The organism is Pseudomonas sp. AP42 (assembly GCF_001728935.1).
GTDB classification, from domain to species: Bacteria; Pseudomonadota; Gammaproteobacteria; order Pseudomonadales; family Pseudomonadaceae; genus Aquipseudomonas; species Aquipseudomonas lactis.
The window spans coordinates 1-21,810 of sequence record NZ_LYSO01000077.1; the positions used below are offsets into that span (position 1 = coordinate 1).

At 60.2% G+C, this 21,810-nt stretch carries 17 protein-coding genes; 3 read left to right on the top strand and 14 right to left on the bottom strand.

Translation table 11 applies throughout. The annotated features are described in order from the left end of the window. Positions 1-195: 195 nt before the first annotated feature. On the bottom strand, positions 196-675 hold the full coding sequence (locus A7K61_RS21720) for a nuclear transport factor 2 family protein (protein ID WP_069558344.1): 480 nt from the start codon (positions 673-675) through the stop codon (positions 196-198). A 54-nt stretch (positions 676-729) separates the two neighbouring features. Next, positions 730-1,293, bottom strand: coding sequence for a TetR/AcrR family transcriptional regulator (locus A7K61_RS21725; protein ID WP_069558345.1), 564 nt, complete (start codon positions 1,291-1,293; stop codon positions 730-732). Positions 1,294-1,418: 125 nt separating this feature from the next. Between A7K61_RS21725 and pssA the strand changes: the two genes are divergently transcribed. Beyond that, on the top strand, positions 1,419-2,762 hold the full coding sequence (gene pssA, locus A7K61_RS21730) for a CDP-diacylglycerol--serine O-phosphatidyltransferase (RefSeq protein WP_032891996.1): 1,344 nt from the start codon (positions 1,419-1,421) through the stop codon (positions 2,760-2,762). A gap of 72 nt (positions 2,763-2,834) precedes the next feature. On the opposite strand, the gene efeO (A7K61_RS21735) is transcribed toward pssA, so the two are convergent. From efeO (A7K61_RS21735) to efeU, 4 genes are read right to left on the bottom strand one after another with little or no spacing between them, the layout of a single operon-like run. Beyond that, complete coding sequence (gene efeO / locus A7K61_RS21735; RefSeq protein WP_069558346.1) at positions 2,835-3,650, bottom strand: iron uptake system protein EfeO; 816 nt, start codon at positions 3,648-3,650, stop codon at positions 2,835-2,837. A 25-nt stretch (positions 3,651-3,675) separates the two neighbouring features. Then, positions 3,676-4,980, bottom strand: coding sequence for an iron uptake transporter deferrochelatase/peroxidase subunit (gene efeB, locus A7K61_RS21740; protein ID WP_069558355.1), 1,305 nt, complete (start codon positions 4,978-4,980; stop codon positions 3,676-3,678). 14 nt (positions 4,981-4,994) lie between these two features. Then, positions 4,995-6,197, bottom strand: a complete 1,203-nt coding sequence (gene efeO, locus A7K61_RS21745) for an iron uptake system protein EfeO (RefSeq protein ID WP_069558347.1) — start codon at positions 6,195-6,197, stop codon at positions 4,995-4,997. A 10-nt stretch (positions 6,198-6,207) separates the two neighbouring features. Then, positions 6,208-7,053 (bottom strand): iron uptake transporter permease EfeU, encoded by an 846-nt coding sequence (gene efeU / locus A7K61_RS21750; RefSeq protein ID WP_047710789.1) that lies wholly within the window; start codon positions 7,051-7,053, stop codon positions 6,208-6,210. 168 nt (positions 7,054-7,221) lie between these two features. On the opposite strand from efeU, the gene A7K61_RS21755 reads away from it, so the two are divergent. Next, positions 7,222-8,241 (top strand): AraC family transcriptional regulator, encoded by a 1,020-nt coding sequence (locus A7K61_RS21755; RefSeq protein WP_069558348.1) that lies wholly within the window; start codon positions 7,222-7,224, stop codon positions 8,239-8,241. Positions 8,242-8,966: 725 nt separating this feature from the next. Here the strand turns inward: A7K61_RS21755 and A7K61_RS21760 are convergent. The 5 genes from A7K61_RS21760 to A7K61_RS21780 all read right to left on the bottom strand — a co-directional run bounded on the left by A7K61_RS21760 (position 8,967) and on the right by A7K61_RS21780 (position 16,741). Next, the gene (locus A7K61_RS21760; protein WP_069558349.1) at positions 8,967-9,491 is read right to left on the bottom strand and encodes a hypothetical protein; all 525 of its coding nucleotides are present in this window, start codon (positions 9,489-9,491) and stop codon (positions 8,967-8,969) included. A gap of 290 nt (positions 9,492-9,781) precedes the next feature. Then, a complete protein-coding gene (locus tag A7K61_RS21765) occupies positions 9,782-11,197 on the bottom strand; it encodes an efflux transporter outer membrane subunit (protein WP_069558350.1) in 1,416 nt (471 codons plus the stop codon). After that, complete coding sequence (locus tag A7K61_RS21770; protein ID WP_044273664.1) at positions 11,194-14,373, bottom strand: efflux RND transporter permease subunit; 3,180 nt, start codon at positions 14,371-14,373, stop codon at positions 11,194-11,196. Before A7K61_RS21770 ends, A7K61_RS21765 begins: the two co-directional genes overlap by 4 nt. 12 nt (positions 14,374-14,385) lie before the next feature. Then, the gene (gene mexE, locus A7K61_RS21775) at positions 14,386-15,627 is read right to left on the bottom strand and encodes a multidrug efflux RND transporter periplasmic adaptor subunit MexE (RefSeq protein ID WP_034135660.1); all 1,242 of its coding nucleotides are present in this window, start codon (positions 15,625-15,627) and stop codon (positions 14,386-14,388) included. A 217-nt stretch (positions 15,628-15,844) separates the two neighbouring features. Then, positions 15,845-16,741 (bottom strand): LysR substrate-binding domain-containing protein, encoded by an 897-nt coding sequence (locus A7K61_RS21780; protein ID WP_069558351.1) that lies wholly within the window; start codon positions 16,739-16,741, stop codon positions 15,845-15,847. Positions 16,742-16,844: 103 nt separating this feature from the next. Between A7K61_RS21780 and A7K61_RS21785 the strand changes: the two genes are divergently transcribed. Further along, positions 16,845-18,122: a DUF2254 domain-containing protein gene (locus A7K61_RS21785; RefSeq protein WP_047710794.1), complete on the top strand. Its 1,278-nt coding sequence runs from the start codon at positions 16,845-16,847 to the stop codon at positions 18,120-18,122. Positions 18,123-18,221: 99 nt separating this feature from the next. On the opposite strand, the gene A7K61_RS21790 is transcribed toward A7K61_RS21785, so the two are convergent. From A7K61_RS21790 to A7K61_RS34090, 3 genes are all read right to left on the bottom strand, one after another. Continuing rightward, entirely contained in the window at positions 18,222-18,803 is a 582-nt protein-coding gene (locus A7K61_RS21790; RefSeq protein ID WP_069558352.1) for a TetR/AcrR family transcriptional regulator, read from the bottom strand. Continuing rightward, the gene (locus A7K61_RS21795; protein WP_047710796.1) at positions 18,800-20,440 is read right to left on the bottom strand and encodes an AMP-binding protein; all 1,641 of its coding nucleotides are present in this window, start codon (positions 20,438-20,440) and stop codon (positions 18,800-18,802) included. The genes A7K61_RS21790 and A7K61_RS21795 overlap by 4 nt, the downstream gene beginning before the upstream one ends. Positions 20,441-20,509: 69 nt before the next feature. Then, entirely contained in the window at positions 20,510-21,802 is a 1,293-nt protein-coding gene (locus A7K61_RS34090) for a PAS domain-containing protein (protein ID WP_047710797.1), read from the bottom strand. Positions 21,803-21,810 lie beyond the last annotated feature (8 nt).

The following is a 21,810-nucleotide window of genomic DNA, read 5'->3' on the forward strand; positions in this document are numbered from 1 at the left end:
TGCCGAGTGGTGGGGCAAGAGCCTTTTGCTTACTTTTGGGCTCTTTTCAAAAGTGAGCCGCTGTCAGAGCGGAACCCTAAGTGGCCGTTACCTAAATAACGGATATGTACCCGGTCCAGCTGTGTTGACTGTTAGTCCGTCTTCGCAGGCAAGCCAGCTCCCACATTGGATCTCACGCTGCCTACAGAATCGGGGTTATAGCCCCAGTTCTGACAAGCCCGGATGCTCATCCGGGCGCCGGCCCAGCGGCCAATGGAATTTGCGCTCGCTTTCCTTGATCGGCATATCGTTGATGCAGGCAAAGCGGTTGGCCATCAAGCCGTTCTCGTCGAATTCCCAGTTTTCGTTGCCGTACGAGCGGTACCAGTTACCCGAATCATCGTGCCATTCATAGGCGTAGCGCACGGCGATGCGGTTATCGGTGAAGGCCCACAGTTCTTTGATCAGTCGATAATCCAGCTCCTTGGCCCATTTACGGGTCAGGAACTGCTTGGCTTCTTCGCGGTTATGGGCAAATTCGGCGCGGTTACGCCAGTTCGTGTCCAAGGTGTAGGCCAGGGACACGCGCTCCGGGTCGCGGGAGTTCCAGCCATCTTCGGCCAGGCGGACTTTTTCGATGGCAGACGTGCGGGTAAACGGCGGCAGGGGCGGACGGACTTCTTCTTGGGCTGACATGGGCGACTCCTCGAAGCAATAAAGGTTGGGTCTAAAGTTGCCTGGGCTGTGGGTTCACAGTTGCAGTAAGGTTTGCGCCATGCATTGCGCATTATCGGCAGCTGTTGAATCACCCATGACCAGGGCAACGGTAATGGCGCCATCGATCAGGATCAGCAGTTGCGCGGCCTGCTGCTCCGGGGCGGCGGTGCCATGTGCTTGGCACAGTTCAAGTGCGTACTCGAACAGTTTGCGTTTATGGGCCTTGGCCAACAGGCGCACCGGGTCTTGGGCGTCGCCAGTTTCGCCACTGGTGTTGATAAAGGCGCAGCCGCGAAAGTCTGCCGAGCCGAACCAGCCTTTGAGCGCGCTGAAAAGCCCCAGCAGGCGCTCGCCGCTGTCGTCGCTGCGTTCCACTTCGCTGCGCAGCCACTGCATCCAGCGTTCGTCGCGGCGTTGCAGGGCGGCCACCACCAACTCATCCTTGTTGGCGAAGTAACGGTAGATACTTTTTCTCGACACGCCGGCGGTTTTCACCAGTAAGTCCATGCCGGTGGCAGCGATGCCGTGGCGATAGATCAACTTCTCGGTGACGTCGAGGATAATATCGCGGGTTTCATTCTGGATTATATCGTTCATGTCGATTACAGTAGAACGATCGTTCTTCATGGTCAACAGGGTTTTTTAAATTACCCACCGCGAGACCTGAGCAGCCTCATGGTGTAAGCTTTGGGCCTCTTCGGATTCGACCCATTGCGAGCCCTATGCCGTCGTTCTTCAAACGCTCCCTGTTGCCCAAGCTGCGCGGTTTTCCGTTGTCCAACGAGGCCATTGAGGTGCTGCCCAGCGCCGACGCCTATCGTCGCTGCCTGCTGGAGAAAATCGCCCAGGCCACGCGGCGTATCTACATCGTTGCTTTGTACTTGCAGCAGGACGAGGCGGGGCAGGAGATCTACGACGCCCTACACGCCGCCAAGGCCGCACGGCCTGAACTGGACATCGTGGTGATGGTGGATTGGCTGCGCGCCCAGCGCGGGTTGATCGGCGCGGGCAAGCAACCGGGCAACAGCGCCTGGTACCAGGCGATGACCCAGCGCCACGCCACCGAAGTGCCGGTGTACGGCGTGCCGGTGCAAACCCGCGAGCTGTTCGGCGTGTTGCACCTCAAGGGTTTCGTGATTGATGACAGCGTGCTGTACAGCGGCGCCAGCCTGAACAATGTGTACCTGCACAAGTTCGACAAATACCGCTTCGATCGTTACCACCTGATCCATAGCCAACCCTTGGCCGATTCGATGCAGCATCTGGTGGAGCACGGCCTGGTAGCGTCCAAGGCCGTGCATCGCCTGGACCTGCCGAACCCGCCCACCACCCGCAGCCTGCGCAACGACATCGGCGACCTGCGCAGCCGTCTCAAGCATGCGACCTACGACACCACAGCCGGGCAGTTGCCCAATGGCCATCTGTCGGTCAGCCCCTTGCTGGGCGTTGGCAAGAACAACCCGTTGAGCCGGGTGATCCTCGAACTGATCGCCAGCGCCCAGCAGCAACTGACTATTTGCACGCCGTATTTCAACCTGCCATTGCCGGTGACCCGTGAGATCAACCGCGCCCTGGCACGCGGCGTGAAGATCGACATCGTGGTGGGCGACAAGACCGCCAACGACTTCTACATTCCGCCCACCGAGCCTTTCAAGGTGATTGCGGCGTTGCCGTACTTGTACGAGATCAGCCTGCGGCGCTTTGCCAAGCGGCATCAGCCGATGATCAACAGCGGCCAGTTGAACCTGCACTTATGGCGCGACGGCGATAACACCTACCACCTCAAGGGCATGTGGGTGGATGAGCGCTACACCTTGCTCACCGGCAACAACCTCAACCCTCGGGCATTTCGCCTCGACCTGGAAAACGGCTTGCTGATCGACGACCCTCAAGGCCAATGGCTGGAGCCGCGAAGCGCCGAGCTTGCGAATATTTTCCAGCACACCACGCGTATCCAGGGTTACCAGCAATTGCAGACGCTGGTGGATTACCCGCCCGCCGTCGGCAAATTCCTGCGGCGTGTCAGCCGGGTGCGGATCGAGCGCTTGCTGTACCGCATTCTCTAACTGAGCAACGTGCTGGCAAAAAAACACCCAGGCCCTTCGACAGGGACTGGGTGTTTTTTTTGTGGGCGGCAGTTAGTTCAAACCCAGCTTGCCGCGCAGGGTTGAGAGGTCTTCGGCCAGGGTGTTGACCGGGCCGACCAACGCCTTGCGGTCGTTGTCCTTGACCTTGTCATAGGTCTCAAAGCCGCCATCCTTGGTTTTGTACTTGGCCAGGATCTTGTCGACGCTGGCAAAGTTTTTGTCGACCTTGGCCAGGAAGGCTTGGTCTTGCTGCCCGATCTGGCCGCGGAACAGGTCGACGATTTTTTTCGCGCCGTCGATGTTGCCCTGGAAGTCGTACAGATCGGTGTGGCTGTAGCGGTCTTCTTCACCGGAGATCTTGGTGGCCGCGACTTCTTCGAGCAACGCAGCGGCACCACCAACGACTTTCTCCGGCGGGAAAGTCAGGCCATCGACGCGGGTCTTGAGGTCATTCACATTGGCGTTGAGCTTGGCGGTCAGCGCTTGCAGGCCCTGGGTCGAGTTCTGCGAGAACAGCGTGTATTCAATGCGGTGAAAGCCGGTGAAGTCTTCGGCCGTCACGCCTTTTTCATGGTCGTCGACACGCGAGTCGATGGACGCGTCGAGGTCGCTGAACAGCTCGGCGATCGGCTCGATGGATTCATAGTGCACGCGAGTCGGCGCATAGAGCTTCTTGGCCGTGGCCAGGTCGCCCTTATTGATGGCGTCGGTGAACGCCTGGGTCTGGGTGACCAGTTCGCCGATTTCTTCGGTGACGTAGATCTTGTAATCCGACACCGGGCCCACCAGGTCCAACGGCGCAGTAGCGGCGAAGCTTGCCAGTGGCGAAAGGCTGAGTAACAACAACGCGATAGACGACTTCTTCATGGGAGACATTCCGCTCTGGTGTGTTTTAGGTCTTGGCAGGCGTTTGAGAGTGCGTTGCCGCGAGCAGCGTGCGCCCGATGAAATCCTTAGGGCCGGTGACCCCGGGCAACGTGAAGAAATACCCGCCACCCACGGGCTTGAGGTACTCCTCCAGCGGCTCGCCGTTGAGCCGGGTTTGCACGCTGATAAAGCCTTTCTCCAGGTCAGCCTGGTAGCAGATGAACAACAAGCCCATGTCCAGTTGACCGTTTTTGTTGACGCCGTTGGAGTAGTTGAACGGCCGCCGCAGGATCAGGTTGGCCTGGGTCTGCGGGGTGCGCGGGTTGGCCAGGCGGATGTGGGCATCGAGCTTGGTCAACTTGCCTTCAGGGTCCTTGCTGTAGTCCGGGACCTGGGTTTCATGCTGGCCGTCCATGGGCGCGCCCGTGGGCTTGATACGGCCGATGATGCTTTCCTGTTCTTGCAGCGGGGTGCGATCCCAGCGCTCGACAAAGTTACGGATGATGCGCACGGCCTGGTAACTGCCATGGGCGGCCCAGGCCGGTTCGTCGCTGGTGGGCTGTACCCAGACGATCTGGTCCATGGCCTTGTCATCGTTGGAATTGGGGTTGGCCGAGCCATCGCGAAAGCCCAGGAAGTTGCGCGCACTCTGCGCCGGCTCACCGGGTTTGGTCGGTGCCTGGGGCGGTACGCTGCCTTCCTGCTTCCAGCGCACCAGCAGCAGGTCGGGCAGGTTTTTAACGATGTCGCGCAGAGCGTGGATATTGGTGTCCGGCGTGTTGGAGCTGAACTGCAGGCTCAGGTCGCCATGGCACTGCGCGGGCTCCAGCGCATCGTTGGGGAAACCGACCATGCGACTCAGGCGCTTGGGTTTGGCCGCCGCGAGGCCGAAGCGTTCGTCGAACAATGACTCGCCGACCGACACGGTGATGGTCAGGTTATCGGGTGTGACCACCGGGCCAAGGATGCCGGAATCGGTAGGCGGTAATTTCGGGTCGACCTGGGGCACGGTGCCGCCGGTCATCAGGAACGCGATGCGCTCGTTGAGGGTGCGGAACAGGCGTTCCAGGTCCTCGCGGTCGCTGGCCAGCACATCGAACGCCACGACCATGCCGCAGGCCGGGCGCGGGGTGACGATGCCGCTTTGGTGCTTGCCGAAAAACGCTTGGTGGTCCTGGGTTTTGTCACTGCGTGGTGCGGTGGTGACTTGCTCGGCGGCTGCCGCCATGGCCGGGCAGCTCAGGCTGCTGCCGGCAATCGCAGCGCCGGTGGCCGCCATGCCCAACAGGACGCGGCGACGTTGGAGGTCAAACTGTTGTGTATCACTCATGTATGCGGTCGTCTTCACTGCAGGCCGGAAAGGCCAAGGGCTGGGTCGATTCCATCGAGTGCAACGGCCAGTGCCTTGGCCTTGTCGGCGATCTGCTTGCGCTGATCGGCTGTAACCTTGTCGTAGGTTGGGTAGCGGTCATTCACCTTGAGCCCGTTGAGTTCGGTGTCGAAGGCGTTGAGCGCGCTGTCGATAGTGGGGAGCAGGTCGGCGGCGGACTTGCCCAGCAACGGGCGCATCAGGTCGACCACTTTGTGCGCGACCTGCAGGTTGGCGGCAAAGCCGTTCAAGTCGATGTGGCTGTAGCGTTCTTCTTCACCGCTCGCCGCACGCACGTCCGCCAGGCTGTTGAGGTTGCGTACCACAATGCTCACCAGTTGCTCCGGTGGCAGGGACTGGGCCAGTAACTGTTGCTTGAGCGTGGTGACGTCGGTAACCAGGCGTTGGGCGACCGGCGCCAGGCCATCGAGGCTGTGTTGTTGGAACAGGCTGTATTCGAGGCGGTGGAAGCCGCTGAAGGCGGGGTCTTGCTCGCGCTGTTCAAAATAATCGGCGCGGGCGTTGATCGCGTTATCCAATTCGGCCAGACGCTGGGACGCCGGCGCCAAGCGCTGATACGCCTCGCGAGCCGGTACATACAGCGCCTGGGCCTGGGCCAGGTCACCGGCGGCGATGGCCTGTTGCAGGGCCGTCACGGCCTTGACCAGCGCACCGCCTTGGCCGCTCAGGTACACGCGAAACTCCGACAACGGGCCGATAAAGGCCACCATCGACGGCTTGGCCTTGGCCTGGGCGTCAGACTCTGCGGTGGGCGTGACATGCAAGGTGCCGCGCGGGTTGCTCAGCAGGCCACAGGTAATGGCGTAGTCGCCGGGCAGCAGGTTGGCGTTGATCACCTGGCTCAGGCCTGGGGCAATGTTTTCCCGCTCTTCGACCACCAGCACGCCGTCGAGGATTTCCCACTCCACCGCACGGTCGGAACGGTTGATGATGCGAAAGCTGGCATGCCCGGCCGGTACCGTCAGGGCGTTGGGTTCGCAGGCGTGGCTGTGGATGGTCACCGCGATTTCATTGTGGTTGGCCTGGCGCTTGCCGGCGGCCAATTGCGAGGCGTAGTAGAACAGGCCACCGGCGGCGATCATCACCACCACCGAGCCGGCCACGCCCCAGCGCAAGGCGCGGGACGGTGGGGCCGATTGAGGGGTTGGGTTGGACAAGAGACGGTCCTTACTGGCTGGAAACGGAAGAAGTGTTGGCAACAGGCTGGGTCGGGGTCGAGGGCAGGAAGAACATCACCAGGGCCACCACCAGGTAAATCAGATAGGCGCCCAGGGTGCTGACGGTCGGTGCTTCCTGGTAACCGAACATGCCGGCCAGTACTGAACCGAGTGGGCTGTCCATGGGCAATGCGGTGCTGAAGTCGAACAGCACGGTCTGCCAGTGATTCCACACGCCGGCTTCATGCAGGGCTTGCACCGAGTTGGCGAGAATGCCGGCGGCGACCACCAGGATGAACAGGCCGGTCCAGCGGAAAAATGCGCCGAGGTTCAGGCGCATGCTGCCGGAATAAATCAGCAAACCCACGACAATGGCCAAGATCAGGCCGAGCAGGGCGCCTACCGGAGCGCCGGGGCCTTCACTCTGCTGAAACACGGCCAACAGGAAGAACACCGTCTCCAGCCCTTCGCGGGCCACGGCGAAAAACACCATGGCGATCAGGGCGAACACCTGATGCCTGGAGCCGGCCAGTGCATGGTCTAGGGACTCATGCAGCGAGTGCTTAATCGAGCGCGCCACCTTGCGCATCCAGAACACCATGGAACTGAGGATGCCCACGGCGACCAGCCCGACGACACCTTCAAACAATTCCTGCTGCTTTTGCGGGAATTCCGCACTGACCAACTCCAGCCCACCGCCCACCAGCAGCGCCAGCGCCGCCGCAAGGAACACGCCGATCCACACTGCAGGCATCCACTGGCCACGCCCGGTCTGTTGCAGGTAACTGGCGATAATGCCAACGATCAATGCCGCTTCAATGCCTTCGCGCAGCATGATTAAAAAAGGAACGAGCATCGGGCACCCGGGCGCAACTAGTTAGGGAGCTAAGTTGTAACATAATGATACTCATTGCTAAACAAGAAATATTGACCTTTGCTGAACGTGGGCTGAACAGTGGTGGCGAAGCGCAACCGCCCTTATGATGCAGGCCAACCAGACCGCAGCCGGACAGCTCAACGCCCCATGTCGGAAAAAGACACCATCTCCATCCACCTCGTGCGCGAAGCGTTGTTGCAGAGTTGCGCGCCGGGAGCCGCCACCGTTGAGGCATTGAGCAAAGTCGGGATTGCCCCGGCGTTGCTTGAGCAGCCCGACGCTCGCGTGGCGGCCACGGCCTATGCACGCCTGTGGCGTTTGCTGGCGCGGCGCAGGGACGATGAGTTCTTTGGCATGGACCCGCGCAAGCTCAAGTCCGGCAGCCTGGCGTTCCTGTGTCGCGCCGCCATGGCGCAACCCAACCTGGCGGCGGGCCTGGAAACCGGCTTGGGGTTTCTCTCACTGATGCTGGAGCACCTGCCAGCCCAGCTGGTGCGCCAACAGAGCCTGGCGGAAATTGTCCTGCTCGAGCCTGATGAGCCCAAGCGTGCGTTTACCTACTTTACCTACTGGATGATCGTCCACGGCGTCGCCTGCTGGCTGGCGGGGCGGCGCATTCCGATTCTCGCCATTGAGCTGCGTTGCGCTCAGCCGGACTTCTGTGACGATTATCAGGTGATGTTTTCTGACAACTTGCGCTTTGATCGACCACGCACCCGCATGATCTTTTCCGCCGATTGCCTGGACCTGCCGATCAAGCGCAGCCCGCAGGAGCTCCAACGCTTCCTGGCCCATGCACCGGCTAACATTCTGGTCAAATATCGCGACCCCGAAAGCCTCGCCACGCGCATCAAGCACGACCTTCGGCAGATGCCCCCCGACACCTGGCCGGAAACCGAGGGGCTTGCCGCCAGGTTGTGTATTTCTGCGTCCACCCTACGCCGTCGCCTGGCGGAAGAGGGGCAGACCTATCAGGGGCTCAAGGACAGCGTGCGCAAGGAACTGGCGATTGTGTGGCTGGCTGAACCGCAGATCAGCTTTGCCGAAATTGCCACGCGGTTGGGGTTTGCCGATGCAAGTTCGTTCTACAAGGCGTTTCGTAAGTGGTCTGGATCGAATCCCGGGCATTATCGGAGTTTGATTTTGAACGAGTCGAGTCGACTCTAACTTCCGTCATGCGGGATTAGGACAGTTCTCACTTATTCCTTCACCTAAGTATGACAGAACGCTCCTTCGATATTTTAGGACGTGGCTGGCATATTTAGCGCTTGATTTCGTGTACCGTAAGCAACGTGTTCCTACCCGCATTAGTGGGTGCTTGATATCTGCTGGGTTGATATCGAGTGTCGTGTGCTGGCAGCCGTTGCTTAACTGTGAGGTGCGCTTATGGGGAAATAAAAGATCAGACATTTCGAGTGGGTATTTATTCACTATTTGCTGATTTGAGGTGAGGTCATGAAAGGTCTTATTGCGTTGCCGTGTCTCGCGTTAATGCTTTTGTCTGCTCAGGTGTCGGCCTTGTGTCTGTACATAAGTGATAGCTATAGCGGGCTTTTGCCGCCTGGTGTCGAAACGACAGTGTATGGTCCGTTCACAATAACTTCCGCGAATGGATGTGCGGGTGCGACTATTGATGCCTCAGCTTCCACGGGAGGAGGGCGGGCGCCACAGTTGATTATCCAAAAGCAGTTGGGAGCCTCTTGGCAATCTGTTGCGACAAGCTTTGGGAGCAGCGCTTCATACTCTGGGTCGTTTGGTACCTATCGAGTTGCGATGTTCAATTCCGACCCTGATGTGAAACCCTACTCAGGCATCGCCAAATACGGCCGCTGAAGGCCTGCATTGGCAGTGCGTTAAGATCCTCCTTAGCGCACTGCCCAAACGACTTGGATTCAAGCTTGCTCATGAATCTTTAAATCACTTCTGGAAGAATTGACGAAGTAGGTCAATGCACCTATCGCGTGATTGGCATCTATCATCCCCCGCCGCCATCTCAAAGTATCTTCTTTCACGTCTGCAGGATTATTTTCAAGGAAATCATTGTAGTCCTCAAGCCGCTCATTAAACAAAGCAATGGCGTTGAATTTAACGTCTGTGTCTGTAGGAAGACCATCTGCACCACTCGCCAAATTGCCTTCGGCGAATATTACAAATGCATGTATATCTATCATTTCATTGTCGAATAATCGTCGCGCTACTTTTCTGAGGTCATCTGAGCTTATGGCTGTCATGTCAAAGCCCTTTAAATATTCTTTCAGGTCGGCGATTTTTTTTGTTTCACCAAGATTTAGTGTGTCAGCTGCTACGGACTCCTCGGTGATCGTGAATTCATTCGTTATTTGCTCAGGGTTTTTAATAACGTAAGCGTTGGTTGCCTTGGTATACCTCATCTGCTCAGCAGTCAACATGATAGCCATGTCGCCTTCCTCCATTAGTAAGTGGCACTTGGTTGTCGACACGTGCGCCAATTACTTTAACGTGGGGGTGCCGTTTGCCTACATGAAAACGCACTGTTGTTTCTGAAGTATTTAAAGTGGGAAGCCAGGTATAGCGCAGTACTAGGAAATTACCTACGAAGGACTTCTTAATTGGCTTACAGAAATAACTTTCAACATTTTAGGAAGTCCTGGCAAAAAAAGCCCCGCGACCGAATGGACCGCAGGGCTAAAAATTGGCTGGATGCGACCAACCAAAGGAGCTCTTTACCTCACTTGTTGCTGGCGACCACCGTATCCGGCTGCCAGCCTCCACCCAACGCCTTGTAGATCGCCACAATGCCGCGATACAGATCCACTTCGGCTTGGGCCTGGGAATCTTCGGCGGCCAGGCGTTCGCGTTGGGCGTCGAGCAGGACCAGGAAGTCCACGGTGCCTTCGCGGTAGCGGATCGCCGCGAGGTCGGCGGCGGCGCGGCTGGATTCGCTTTGGCGGATCAGCGAGACCAAACGTTGCTGGCGCTTGCCGTAGTCGCTGAAGGCGTTCTCGGACTCTTCCAGCGCCAGCAGCACTTGCTGTTCATACGTTGCCAAGGCGCCATCGGCTTCGGCATTCGCACCGCGCAAACGCGCGCGCACGCTGCCCAGGTCAAATGCGGCCCAGGTGATGCTCGGGCCAAGGGACCAGGCATTCGCGGCCGCCGAGCCGATCTGCGAACCGCGCCCGGCGGTGAAGCCGAGGAAACCGCTGAGGCTCACCCGTGGGAACAGGTCGGCCTTGGCCACGCCAATACGTGCGGTGGCGGCGGCCAATTTGCGTTCGGCGCTGAGAATGTCCGGGCGTCGTTGCAGCAGTTGCCCCGGGTCGCCAATCGGCAACGCCTTGGCAATCGCTGGCAGGTCTTTCGGGCTCAGGTCCACGCTCAGCTTGTCGGGGCGCTGGCCGAGGAGGGTGGCGATGCGGTTGCGCTCACGCACTTGTTCGGCCTGCAGTTGCGGCACGCTGGCTTCAACTGCTGCCAGGCGCGCGTCGGCGCGTTCGACGTCGAGCTGATCACCCACGCCGGCATCGCGCAGGCTGACGGTGATGGTGCGCGATTCCTGCTGGTTCTTCAGGTTGTCCAGGGCGATGCGCTCACGCAGTTGCGCACCGCGCAGTTGGCCGTAGGCATCTACCAGTTCGGCGATCATGGTGACTTGCAGTTGGTACAGGTCGGCTTCGGCCACTTGTTGGTCGGCGTCACTGGCTTCCAGGTTGCGGCGGATACGCCCGAACAAATCCACTTCCCAGGCCATGTCCAGGCCCAGGTCGTAGCGCTCGCTGTTGACACGCTTGGTGGTCTGGCCGGGAATCTGCCCCTTGCCCACATCGCTGCTGGCGCGGGAGGTGACCACCGGCATGATGTCGTTGGCCGCATCATCACGGATGGCCCGTGCCGCCCGCAGACGGGCGAAGGCCACGCGCAAATCACGGTTGCCGCTCAGGGACTGGGTCACCAACTGGTTGAGGGTCGGGTCGTCGAACTGCTGCCACCAGATGCCTTCGTACTTGGCGTGGTCGTAGCTCTTGGTGTCGGCGGCGGCCGTGATGTTGGCCGCCTCCAGTGGCTGGGTCTTGTAGTCCGGGCCTACGGCACAGGCGGCGAGCGCCAGTACCAACAAGCTCGGCAGGAATATTTTCACACTCATTGCTGTGTCTCCAGCTTCAAGGCCTTGGCCGCTTTGCGCGCTTCACTGCGCTCGACATAGCGACGGATCAGTACGTAGAACACTGGCGTCAGCAACAGACCGAAGAAGGTCACACCGATCATCCCGGAGAACACCGCCACGCCCATGGCATGGCGCATCTCGGCGCCGGCACCGCTGGAAAGCACCAGTGGCACCACACCCATGATGAATGCGAACGAAGTCATCAGGATCGGCCGCAGACGCAGGCGGCAGGCTTCCAGTACCGCGGCGAGCGGGTCGAGGCCTTCCTGCTGTTTATCCTTGGCGAATTCGACGATCAGGATCGCGTTCTTGCACGCCAGGCCCACCAGTACGATCAGACCGATCTGGGTGAAGATATTGTTGTCGCCGCCCGAGATGATCACCCCGGTAATGGCCGACAGCAGCGTCATCGGTACGATCAGGATCACCGCCAGTGGCAGGCTCCAGCTCTCGTATTGGGCCGCGAGCACCAAGAACGCCAGCAGTACGCAGAGCGGGAACACAAACAGCGCGGTATTGCCCGAGAGGATTTGCTGATAGGTCAGGTCGGTCCACTCGTAGGTCATGCCGTTGGGCAGTTCATCTTTAAGCAGTTTTTCAATCGCGGCCTGGGCTTGGCCAGAGCTGTAGCCCGGCGCGGCGTTGCCGTTGATTTCTGCGGTGATGAAGCCGTTGTAGTGCATCACGCGGTCCGGGCCCGAGGTGTCGCTGACCTTGATAAAGGTCGCCAGGGGGATCATCTCGCCTCTGTTATTGCGCACTTTCAGCTGGCCGATCTGGTCGGCGTCCTGGCGGAACTGTTGCTCAGCCTGCACGTTGACCTGATAGGTGCGCCCGAAGCGGTTGAAGTCGTTGGCATACAACGAGCCCAGGTAGACCTGCAGGGTGTCGAAGATGTCACTGATCGCCACGCCGTGGGTCTTGGCCTTTTCGCGGTCGATGGCCGCGTCCACTTGCGGCACGTTCACCGTATAGCTGGTAAACAGGCCGAACAGCTCAGGCACGCCGTGGCTCTTGGCGATGACGTTCTGCACTTCTTTGTACAGCTCGTCATAGCCGAGGTTGCCACGGTCTTCGATCTGCAGGCGGAAGCCACCGATGGTGCCCAGGCCTTGTACCGGCGGCGGCGGGAAGATCGCCATGTAGGCTTCTTCGATATTGGCGTATTGACCGTTCAGTGCACCGGCAATCGCACCGGCGGACATGCTCGGGTCTTTGCGCTCATCGAAGGGCTTCAAGGTCACGAACACGATGCCGCTGTTCGGGCTGTTGGTGAACCCGTTGATCGACAGGCCCGGAAAGGCGATCGCAGCTTCCACGCCGGGTTGTTTCAGGGCGATCTCCGACATGCGCTTCATCACGTTTTCGGTGCGGTCCAGGCTTGCGGCGTCGGGCAATTGGGCGAAGGCCACCAGGTATTGCTTGTCCTGGGCCGGTACGAAACCGGTCGGCGTGTGGGCAAACCCGAAGAACGTCAGCACCATCAAACCTGCGTAGACGAACAACGCAATACCGCTGCCGCGAATCACTCGGCGCACGGTGCCTACGTAGCCATGGCTGGCTTTTTCGAAAAAGCGGTTGAAGGGACGGAACAGCCAGCCACCGAAGACCTTATCGAGGAACTTGGAAAAACGGTCCTTCGGTGCGTCGTGACCGCGCAGCAACACAGCGGCCAGGGCAGGGGACAGGGTCAGGGAGTTGAATGCCGAGATCACTGTTGAGATCGCGATGGTCAAGGCGAACTGCTTGTAGAACTGCCCGGTCAAGCCACTGATAAAGGCGGCCGGAATGAACACCGCACACAGCACCAGCGCCGTAGCGATGATGGGGCCGGTCACTTCACTCATGGCTTTTTCGGTCGCCGGGAAGGGCTCAAGGCCCAGCTCGATATTGCGCTCGACGTTCTCCACCACCACGATGGCGTCGTCCACCACGATACCGATGGCCAGTACCAGGCCAAACAATGACAGCGCGTTGAGTGAGAACCCGAACAGGTGCATCACCGCAAACGTACCGATCAACGATACCGGCACCGCCACCAGGGGGATGATCGAGGCGCGCCAGGTCTGCAGGAACAGGATCACCACCAGCACCACGAGGATCAGTGCTTCAAACAGCGTATGCACCACCGCTTCGATGGAACCGCGTACGAAGATGGTTGGGTCATAGGCAATGCGGTAATCCATGCCCGCCGGAAAGCTCTTCTTCAGCTCGGCCATCTTGCTGCGCACATCGTTGGAGATGTCGATGGCATTAGAGCCTGGGCGCTGGAAAATCGGAATCGCGACAGCGGGCTGGTTATCGATCAGCGAGCGCAGCGCGTATTGGCTGGAGCCCAGTTCGACCCTGGCGATGTCTTTGAGGCGCGTGATTTCACCGTTGGCGCCTGCGCGAATCACGATGTTCTCGAACTCTTCTTCAGTGACCAGGCGGCCCTGGGTATTGACCGACAACTGGAAGCTGGTGTCACTCGGCGCAGGCTGGGCGCCCAGGGCACCGGCTGCCACCTGGCGGTTCTGCTCGCGGATTGCCGTGACCACGTCGGTCGCCGTCAGGTTGCGCGAAGCGGTTTTGTTCGGATCGAGCCACACGCGCAAGGAGTAATCGCCCATGCCGAACAACTGCACGTCACCGACGCCGCCCAGGCGTGCCAGTTCATCCTTGATATTGAGGATCGCGTAGTTGGACAGGTACAGCATGTCGTAACGCTGATCCGGGGAGGTCAAGTGCACCACCATGGTCAGGTCTGGGGAGGCCTTGTCCACGGTAATACCGATGCGCGTCACTTCCTCTGGCAGCTTGGGCTGGGTGCGCGTCACACGGTTTTGCACCTGCACCTGCGCGTTGTCCAGGTCGGTGCCCAGGGCGAAGGTGATGGTCAGGGTCAGCTTGCCGTCGGCAGTGGACTGCGAAGACATATACAGCATGTTCTCGACGCCAGTGATGGCTTGCTCCAACGGCGCCGCCACGGTTTCACCGATGACTTTGGGGTTGGCGCCCGGGAAGTTGGCGCGCACCACCACGGTCGGCGGCACCACTTCCGGGTATTCGCTGATCGGCAGTTGGAACAGCGAAATGGCACCGGCGATCAGGATCAACAGCGACAGCACCGCTGCGAAGATCGGCCGTGAAATGAAGAACTTGGAAAAATTCATCTTGAGTATCCCTTAACCGCGTGGAGTCGCGACGCTTGCGAGCTTGGGCGCGGGTTTTTCCGGCGCCACTTGCTCCAGGTTGCTGGCTTCAAGCGCTTGTCGTTGTTGGGCCAAGGCGGCGAGGGTTTCCTTGCTGGCCATCGGGATGGTTTCCGGCGCGACCGGCGAGCCTGGGCGCACGCGTTGCAGGCCCTTGACGATCACGGTGTCGTCCTTGGTCAGGCCGCTGCGCACGATGCGCAAACCTTCGATTTTCGGCCCCAGTTCCACCGCGCGATAAGCCGGCTTGTCGCCGTCCATCACCAGCACGAACTTCTTGCCCAGGTCGGTGCCGACCGCTTCGTCATTGATCAACACAGCCGAATAGGTGCCGCTGCCGACCAGCTTCAAGCGCGCATACAGGCCAGGGGTGTATTCGCCCTTGCTGTTATCGAACACCGCACGGCCACGGATGGTGCCAGTGGCCGGGTTGACCTGGTTGTCGACGAAGTTCATCTGGCCCAGGTGGGGGTTGCCGGTTTCGTTGGACAGGCCCAGGTACACCGGGGTGGTTGCGCCACGCCGGCCTTCACGGGCCAGTTCGGTGTACTTGAGGAACACGCGCTCATCCGCGTCGAAGTAGGCGTAGACCTTGTCGGTGGACACCACGCTGGTGAGCGCCGTGGTATCGGCGGTCACCAGGTTGCCGGCGGTGATTTCGGCACGGCTGACGCGGCCACTGATGGGCGAGGTCACGCGGGTGAAGCTCAGGTTCAGCTTGGCCAGGTCCAACTGCGCCTGGATCCCGGCCATGGCGGCGCGGGCTTCTTGGGCGGCGGTGGTGCGCGAGTCAGCCAGTTCGGCGGAGATCGCATTGCTCTGGCGCAGGCGCTCGCCACGTTGCGCTTCGTTTTCACTGCGGGTGGCGGCGGCTTTCGTCTGTGCAAGCTGGGCTTCGAGGCGGCGCACTTCGGCCTGGAACGGGCGAGGGTCGATCTGGAACAGCAGGTCGCCTTTCTTCACCAGCGCGCCTTCGGTGAACGCCACTTGGTCAATCTGGCCGGACACTCGCGGACGAATCTGCACGGTTTCCGGCGCTTCAAGGCGCCCGGTGAACTCGTCCCATTCGTTGACCGGTTGTTCCAACACCTTGGCCACACTGACCTTGGCAGGAGGCATGGCGGCCGCTTGTTCCGGGGACTTGCCGCACGCGCTCATCACCACCACGGCCAAGATCGCCAAGGGGAAGCGCAAATGTTTGAGTGACTGTTCCATGAGGTGCATCCGCCAATGTATTTGAGATGGGCGGATCATGCGCGGGGAGGTGCTAGGTCACGAATCGAATGAAGCAAAGGTAACTATCATTCGGAATGATATAAGCGCGGAGTCAGCCCTCTAGCATGGGGGTTTTGTTAGGGAGCTATCAATGTGATTGATGACAAAAGACTGTTGCTAAGGGTGCAAGGAACTTTCCCAGCAACGCGAGCGCGCATCACGGCGCCTCAAACGCCTCGCCCAGAAAGTCGATCAAGGACCGCACCGACGGCATCAGCCCACGCCTGGAAGGGAACACGGCGGTGATCACGCCTTCAGCGGGTTGCCATTCAGGCAATACGGCAATCAGGCGGCCATCGGCCAGTTCGTCTTTGACGACGACCTGCGGCAGGTTGGCGATGCCCACGCCCGCCAGTGCCGCGTTTTTCAGGGTCGACATGTCATCACTGACCAGGCGTGGCGTGTGCGCGACCTGGGCCGTGGCGCCGTCCGACCCGGTCAGGTCCCACAGGTACTGAAGCAACGGGTTGCCCCAGTGGATAGTCGCCAGCCCGCCAAGGTCAGCCGGTAACAAGGGCAGGGGAGTGTCCTGCAAAAAAGCCGCGCTCGCCACCAGCACCTGAGGACTTTTAGCCAATACCTTCATGACCAGCTCACTGCTTTCCAGCGGTGGGAAACACAGGTTCAAGGCCATGTCATAGCCTTCGCTGATGATGTCGACCTTGCGGTTGAAGCTTTTCACGTTCAGTTCGACGCTGGCGCATTGCGCCATGAATTGGGCGAGCATCGGCGCCACCCAGTAGTTGAGCAGTGCGGTGGTGCAGCTCAAGCGGATCACACCGCGCGGCTCTGATTTGTTGAAGGCAATCACATCTTCGGCTGACTCGGCTTCGGCAATCATCGCCACGCAATGGCGATAATAGGCCTGGCCGATATCGGTGACCTGGAACTGGCGCGTCGAACGTTGTATCAGCCGCGCCCCCAGCCTGGCTTCAAGCTGGCTGACTCTGCGGCTCAAGGTCGATTTGGGCAGGTTCAGCGCACGGCCTGCCGCCGCAAAGCCACCGTGCTCGACCACCTTGGCGTAGAGGAAGAGTTCGTTGAGGTCGAACATGGGCAGTGTTCCATTTTTGAGATGGCCAGGATTAATTCAACTTAGCCAGTATCGACAGCCATGTACACTCCGTTCAAATCGACGCAGTCACCGAGGGCACCACATGATCGACCGTTTGCGCTGGGCAACCCATCGTCTCACTAAGCGATTGTGGTTCAGAGCCTCCTTGTTCTCGCTTCTAGGGGTCGCTACGGCACTGCTTGCCGTTGTGTTCAAAGACTTCGTTCCCGAGTCCCTGCCCACGCGCATCGGTGCAGATGCGGTGGACAAAATTCTGGGCATCATTGCGTCCAGCATGCTGGCCGTCACGACCTTTTCGTTGAGCACGATGGTCACCGCGTACGGTGCCGCAAGTAGTGGTGTGACCCCGCGAGCCACCACTTTGGTGATGGAAGACACTACGACGCAAAACGCCCTCGCTACGTTCATTGGCTCATTTCTTTTCAGCCTGGTAGGCATCATTGCCCTGAGCACCGGCGCCTACGGCGCGCAGGGTCGCGTGCTGCTGTTCGCGGTGACCATCGCCGTGGTTGTACTGGTGGTCTACACCCTGCTGCGGTGGATCGACCATTTGTCCAAGCTCGGCAGGGTAGGTGAAACCATCGACCGCGTCGAAAAAGCGGCCATGGCGGCCATCAGACAACGCGCCCAATGGCCCTGCCTCGGCGCTGCAGCCTACCCGACCGATCACGCTCTGGCCCCCGGCGCAATGACCATCGAAAGTGAGCAGACGGGCTATGTGCAGCATATCGACGTGTTGACCTTGGGCGCTATCGCGCAGCACGACTGCACGCATATTTACCTGGAGGTGGTGCCGGGAACCTTCGTACACGAAGGCATGCCACTGTTGCACGTGGTCAGCCTGGGCACCAGGCAAGACGATGGCACACAGGCCACCAGGGAAAAGATCCTGTCTACGCTGACCATCGGTAACCGTCGCACATTCGAACACGATCCCCGTTTCGGGCTCTGCGTCCTCTCTGAAATCGCTTCGCGCGCGTTGTCACCTGCCGTCAACGATCCAGGTACCGCTATTGATGTGATTGGCCGGGGAGTGAGAACGTTGACATGCTGGGGTAAGCGCGGCGGGTCTGGCCGACAGACAGATCAGCAGTGTGAGCAGGTATTTGTTCGAGGGCTGAACGTCGATGATCTGTTTGAGGATTTCTTCGCCCCGATCAGCAGAGACGGTGCAGGTGTGTTCGAAGTGGATGCTCGCCTGTTGAAAGCCCTTATCAGCCTTGCCGAAATAAACCCTGTTCTGTTCAAAACGGCGTGCCTTAGGCAGGCGGACCAACTCATCACACGCGCGCATGCAACACTGACACTGCAGCATGAGAAGGAGCGACTAAGCGCCTTGGCCAAGGCGATAGGCGTGTAGGAGGCTATTGGGCCTGCAAGGGCCGTTTAGAGGCTATACGGATCCCCAAAATACCTGGCTTTGCATTGCTGTTGCCATTTCAGAGCTGGGCTGCGGCACTCAAGGTAGGGAATTAATGGCCTTTATGACCGCATCGGCGATGGTCTTTGTAATAAGCCGACGCTGACGGTGATCAATCTTTGGGCTCAACCATGTGGGCAGGCTGTTCAGCACGGGCAAAATCGCCGTGAGCGCCCCCTCACGCAACGGCCCGCCGGGCTGATGGCCCTGCTGGCCGACCACCTTCATGAGTTGCGACTCATAGGCTAGCCTCAATCGCTCAACGCTCGCCTGCATCGGGGCGCCCAGGCAGTTGGCGTCCATGACCGCCAACTTGAAGTGCCCGGTCATCTGTTCATGCAATTGAAGATGGCCTTCGATGAGTTTTGCCAGGCGTTGCGCAGGCGTCAATCTACGGGTGTTGATCCAATCGACGTGCGACAACAGGGCCTGATACAGCTCTATCAGCCACTCATACAACATGGCTTCCTTGCTCTCCACATGGTGATAAATCGCACCCGGGCTGATGCCAACATGCGCGGCCAATTCGCGCATGCTGACCTGGCTGAAACTACGCTCCTTGAACAGCTCCAGGGCTCTGCGCTGGAACTCCGAGCGGCTGAGCGCGGGAGCCGTCCTCATGTGTCGAGTGCCTGCTGCTTGGCAATTTCCTGGTTGCGCAGGATGAACCGCTGCAACTTGCCACTGGGGGTCTTGGGCAGTTGCTCTACGAACTCGATTTCCCGTGGGTATGCATGCGCAGCCAGGCGCTGTCGGACATGCAGGCGCAAGACTTCCGCCAACTCGACACTGGGCAGGTACTCACGGTTGAGCACGACAAACGCTTTGATCAGCTCGGTACGTTGCGGGTCGGGCTTGCCGATCACCGCGGTTTCGACCACCGCCGGATGTTCGATAAGCGCGCTCTCTACATCGAAAGGCCCCACGCGGTAGCCGGACGTGGTGATCACATCGTCGTTACGGCCGACAAAGCTGATACTGCCGTCCTCATTGAGCTCCACGATATCGCCGCTCAAGTAGTAACGGCCCACAAACGCCTTGGTGGGCATGTGAAGGTAGCCGTTGAACCAGCACAGGGGCGAGCGCTCACGATCCACCGCCAGGACGCCCGGCTGGCCTGTCGGTAATTCCCGTTGCGCATCGTCCAGCACGACAATCCGGCACCCCGGCACCGCATAACCGGCAGAACCCTCACGTACCTGATGGCGTAACCCATGGTGATTGCACAGCACCATGCCGATTTCGGTTTGGCCGTAATGGTCGTGAATGACCACGCCGAGCTGTTCGGCGAACCAACGGATGACTTGCGGGTTGAGCGGTTCGCCGGCGCTGCTGACGATACGCAGTTGGCCACGCACGGCGTCGGCGAACTCGGCCCCGGCATCAATCAGCAGGCGAAAGGCCGTAGGTGAGCCGGCCAGGTTGCTGATCCCGTACTTGGCGATAATCCGGCTGGTGCTTTGCACAGTGAAAGGGCCGTCATGGAACAGCGTGGCCCGGCCGCATGCCAGTGGCCCGGTCACTGCGTAATACAAGCCATAGGCCCAGCCGGGGTCGGCGAGGTTCCAGAAACGGTCGTCTTCGCGCAGGTCGATTGAATCGCGCATATAACTTTTGAAGGCAAGGATGGCGCTCAAAGGCACCTCCAGCGGCTTGGCCGGCCCTGTGGTGCCCGAGGTGCACATCAGCAGGAACGGCGCACGGGCGTCCAGCAGCTCAGGTGTGCAGTCGGGTTGTTGATGCTCCAGCACATCCCAAAACGCGTAGTCGCTGGGGCGCTGTGGGTTGGCGTCGGCCACGATGACGTGGGGGCAGTCGAGAAGCTCGTCCAGCTTGGGACGGTTGTAGGCGTCGGTCACGATCCAGCGCGCCTTGGAACAGTCCAGTCGCTGTTCAATGGCCTTGGGACCGAATGCGGTAAAGAGCGGTTGGTAGACCGCCCCGATGCGCCAGGTTCCCAGGATGGCGATCACCAGTTCAACCGTGCGTGGCATCAGGCCGGCGACCCGATCCCCCGGCTGCACGCCATGGGCTCGCAGGAAGTTGCCGAAGCGCGCCGCGTGCGCCTGCAGTTCGCTGAAGGTGTACTGCGTGGCGCGGCCATCGCGCGTTTCGCAATACAACGCCACGGCATTGCCATGGGCGTGCCGGTCGCAGCATTCAATGCAGGCATTCAAGGCGCCGAGTTCGCCGTGCAAGTCCTGGGCAGCCAGGTGTAGATAATCGAAGGAAGAGACTGCTGAGTCGTAATCGCGCATAACGTACCTGATTATTATTGTTGGAATTTGTGCTGTGCCCACGCAGGCTGCGCGGGTGCCTGGTTGTCGCTAGTGGTCCATCATCTGGGCCGCTTGCTGGGTCGCGTGGCTGGTCCGCGTGGCCAGCTTACGCACTTCATCGGCAACCACCGCAAACCCGCGACCGGCTTCGCCAGCTCGCGCCGCTTCAATGGCGGCATTCAACGCCAACAGGTTGGTCTGGCTGGCAATGCCCTGGATCGTGGCGACAATCTGCGTCAGCTTGGTGAGGGTTTCCTGCATCACCTGGTGTTGTTGCGCCTGCGCCTCGCGCATCGCACTTTCTTCATGGTGGGCATGGATATCGGTGATGGCACCCACCACCCGTTGCGGCGAGCCGTCCGGCGCGCGGCGGGTTTGCCCCCGGCCGCGAAACCAACGGTAAGTGCCATTGGTGTGTTTGAGTCGATACTCCACATCGAATGGGGTCTTGCCGCTGCGGTCGTCCACATGGGCGACGAACGCGCCGATGGCCCGTGCGCTATCTTCGGGATGCAAGCGCGAGGTCCAGCTTTCCAGGGTGTTGGGGAACTCCTCCACCGTGTTGCACCCCAGCAGCCGGCGCATCTGCGAAGACCACCAAATGGTATTGTTCGGGTTCGCCGGGTCGCCGGCCGCCACCTCGATATCCCAGAGCCCGTCGTGCAGCATTTCTCGGGAAATGTCGAAACGTGTGGCCGCCAGTTCGAGCGCCTCGTGGTGCAGGTACTGTTCATGAATGTCACGCGCGGTTCCCCCCATGGCAAGCGCTGTGCCCTGCGCATCGCGTCGGGCGGCTCCGCTGATCCGGCACCAGCGATAGTCATTGCCGAGTGCCGACTTCATCCGCACGTCGAGCGCAAAGGCCGTACGCCCGCTGCGATCGGCAAGGTGCCGGGCGAGCGCCGCCCGATGCGCTGGCTGGTCATCCGGGTGCAGTTGTTCGCTCCAGCCGCCAAACTGGTCAATCGCCTGGGCCAGGTTCGACGCAGACCCCGTCCACGTCATCGCAGCACCCGGTGCGGGGGCGGCGGCGCCATCCAGTTCCAGCTCCCAGAACCGTTCACCTGCACCCTGTGTGATCAGGGTCCAGCGCGCCTCCCACTGCCGCACCAGTTGGTCACGGCGGGCCAGGCGCTCTTCCAGTTGGCGGATCTCCAACGTCTGTGCGCGGGCCTGCTCCTTGAGGGTTCGTCGTTCTTGCAGCAGTTGTTCGACGCTTGCCAGGATGCGGCGCAACAACGGGTGGCTTGACGACAGCGGTGTGCCTGGCTGGTCAGGCTGCTCCAGTCGGTCGGCGAGCGGCGCCAATACGCAGCGGGTGGTTCGGCTGAAAAAGAGCATGGGGCACC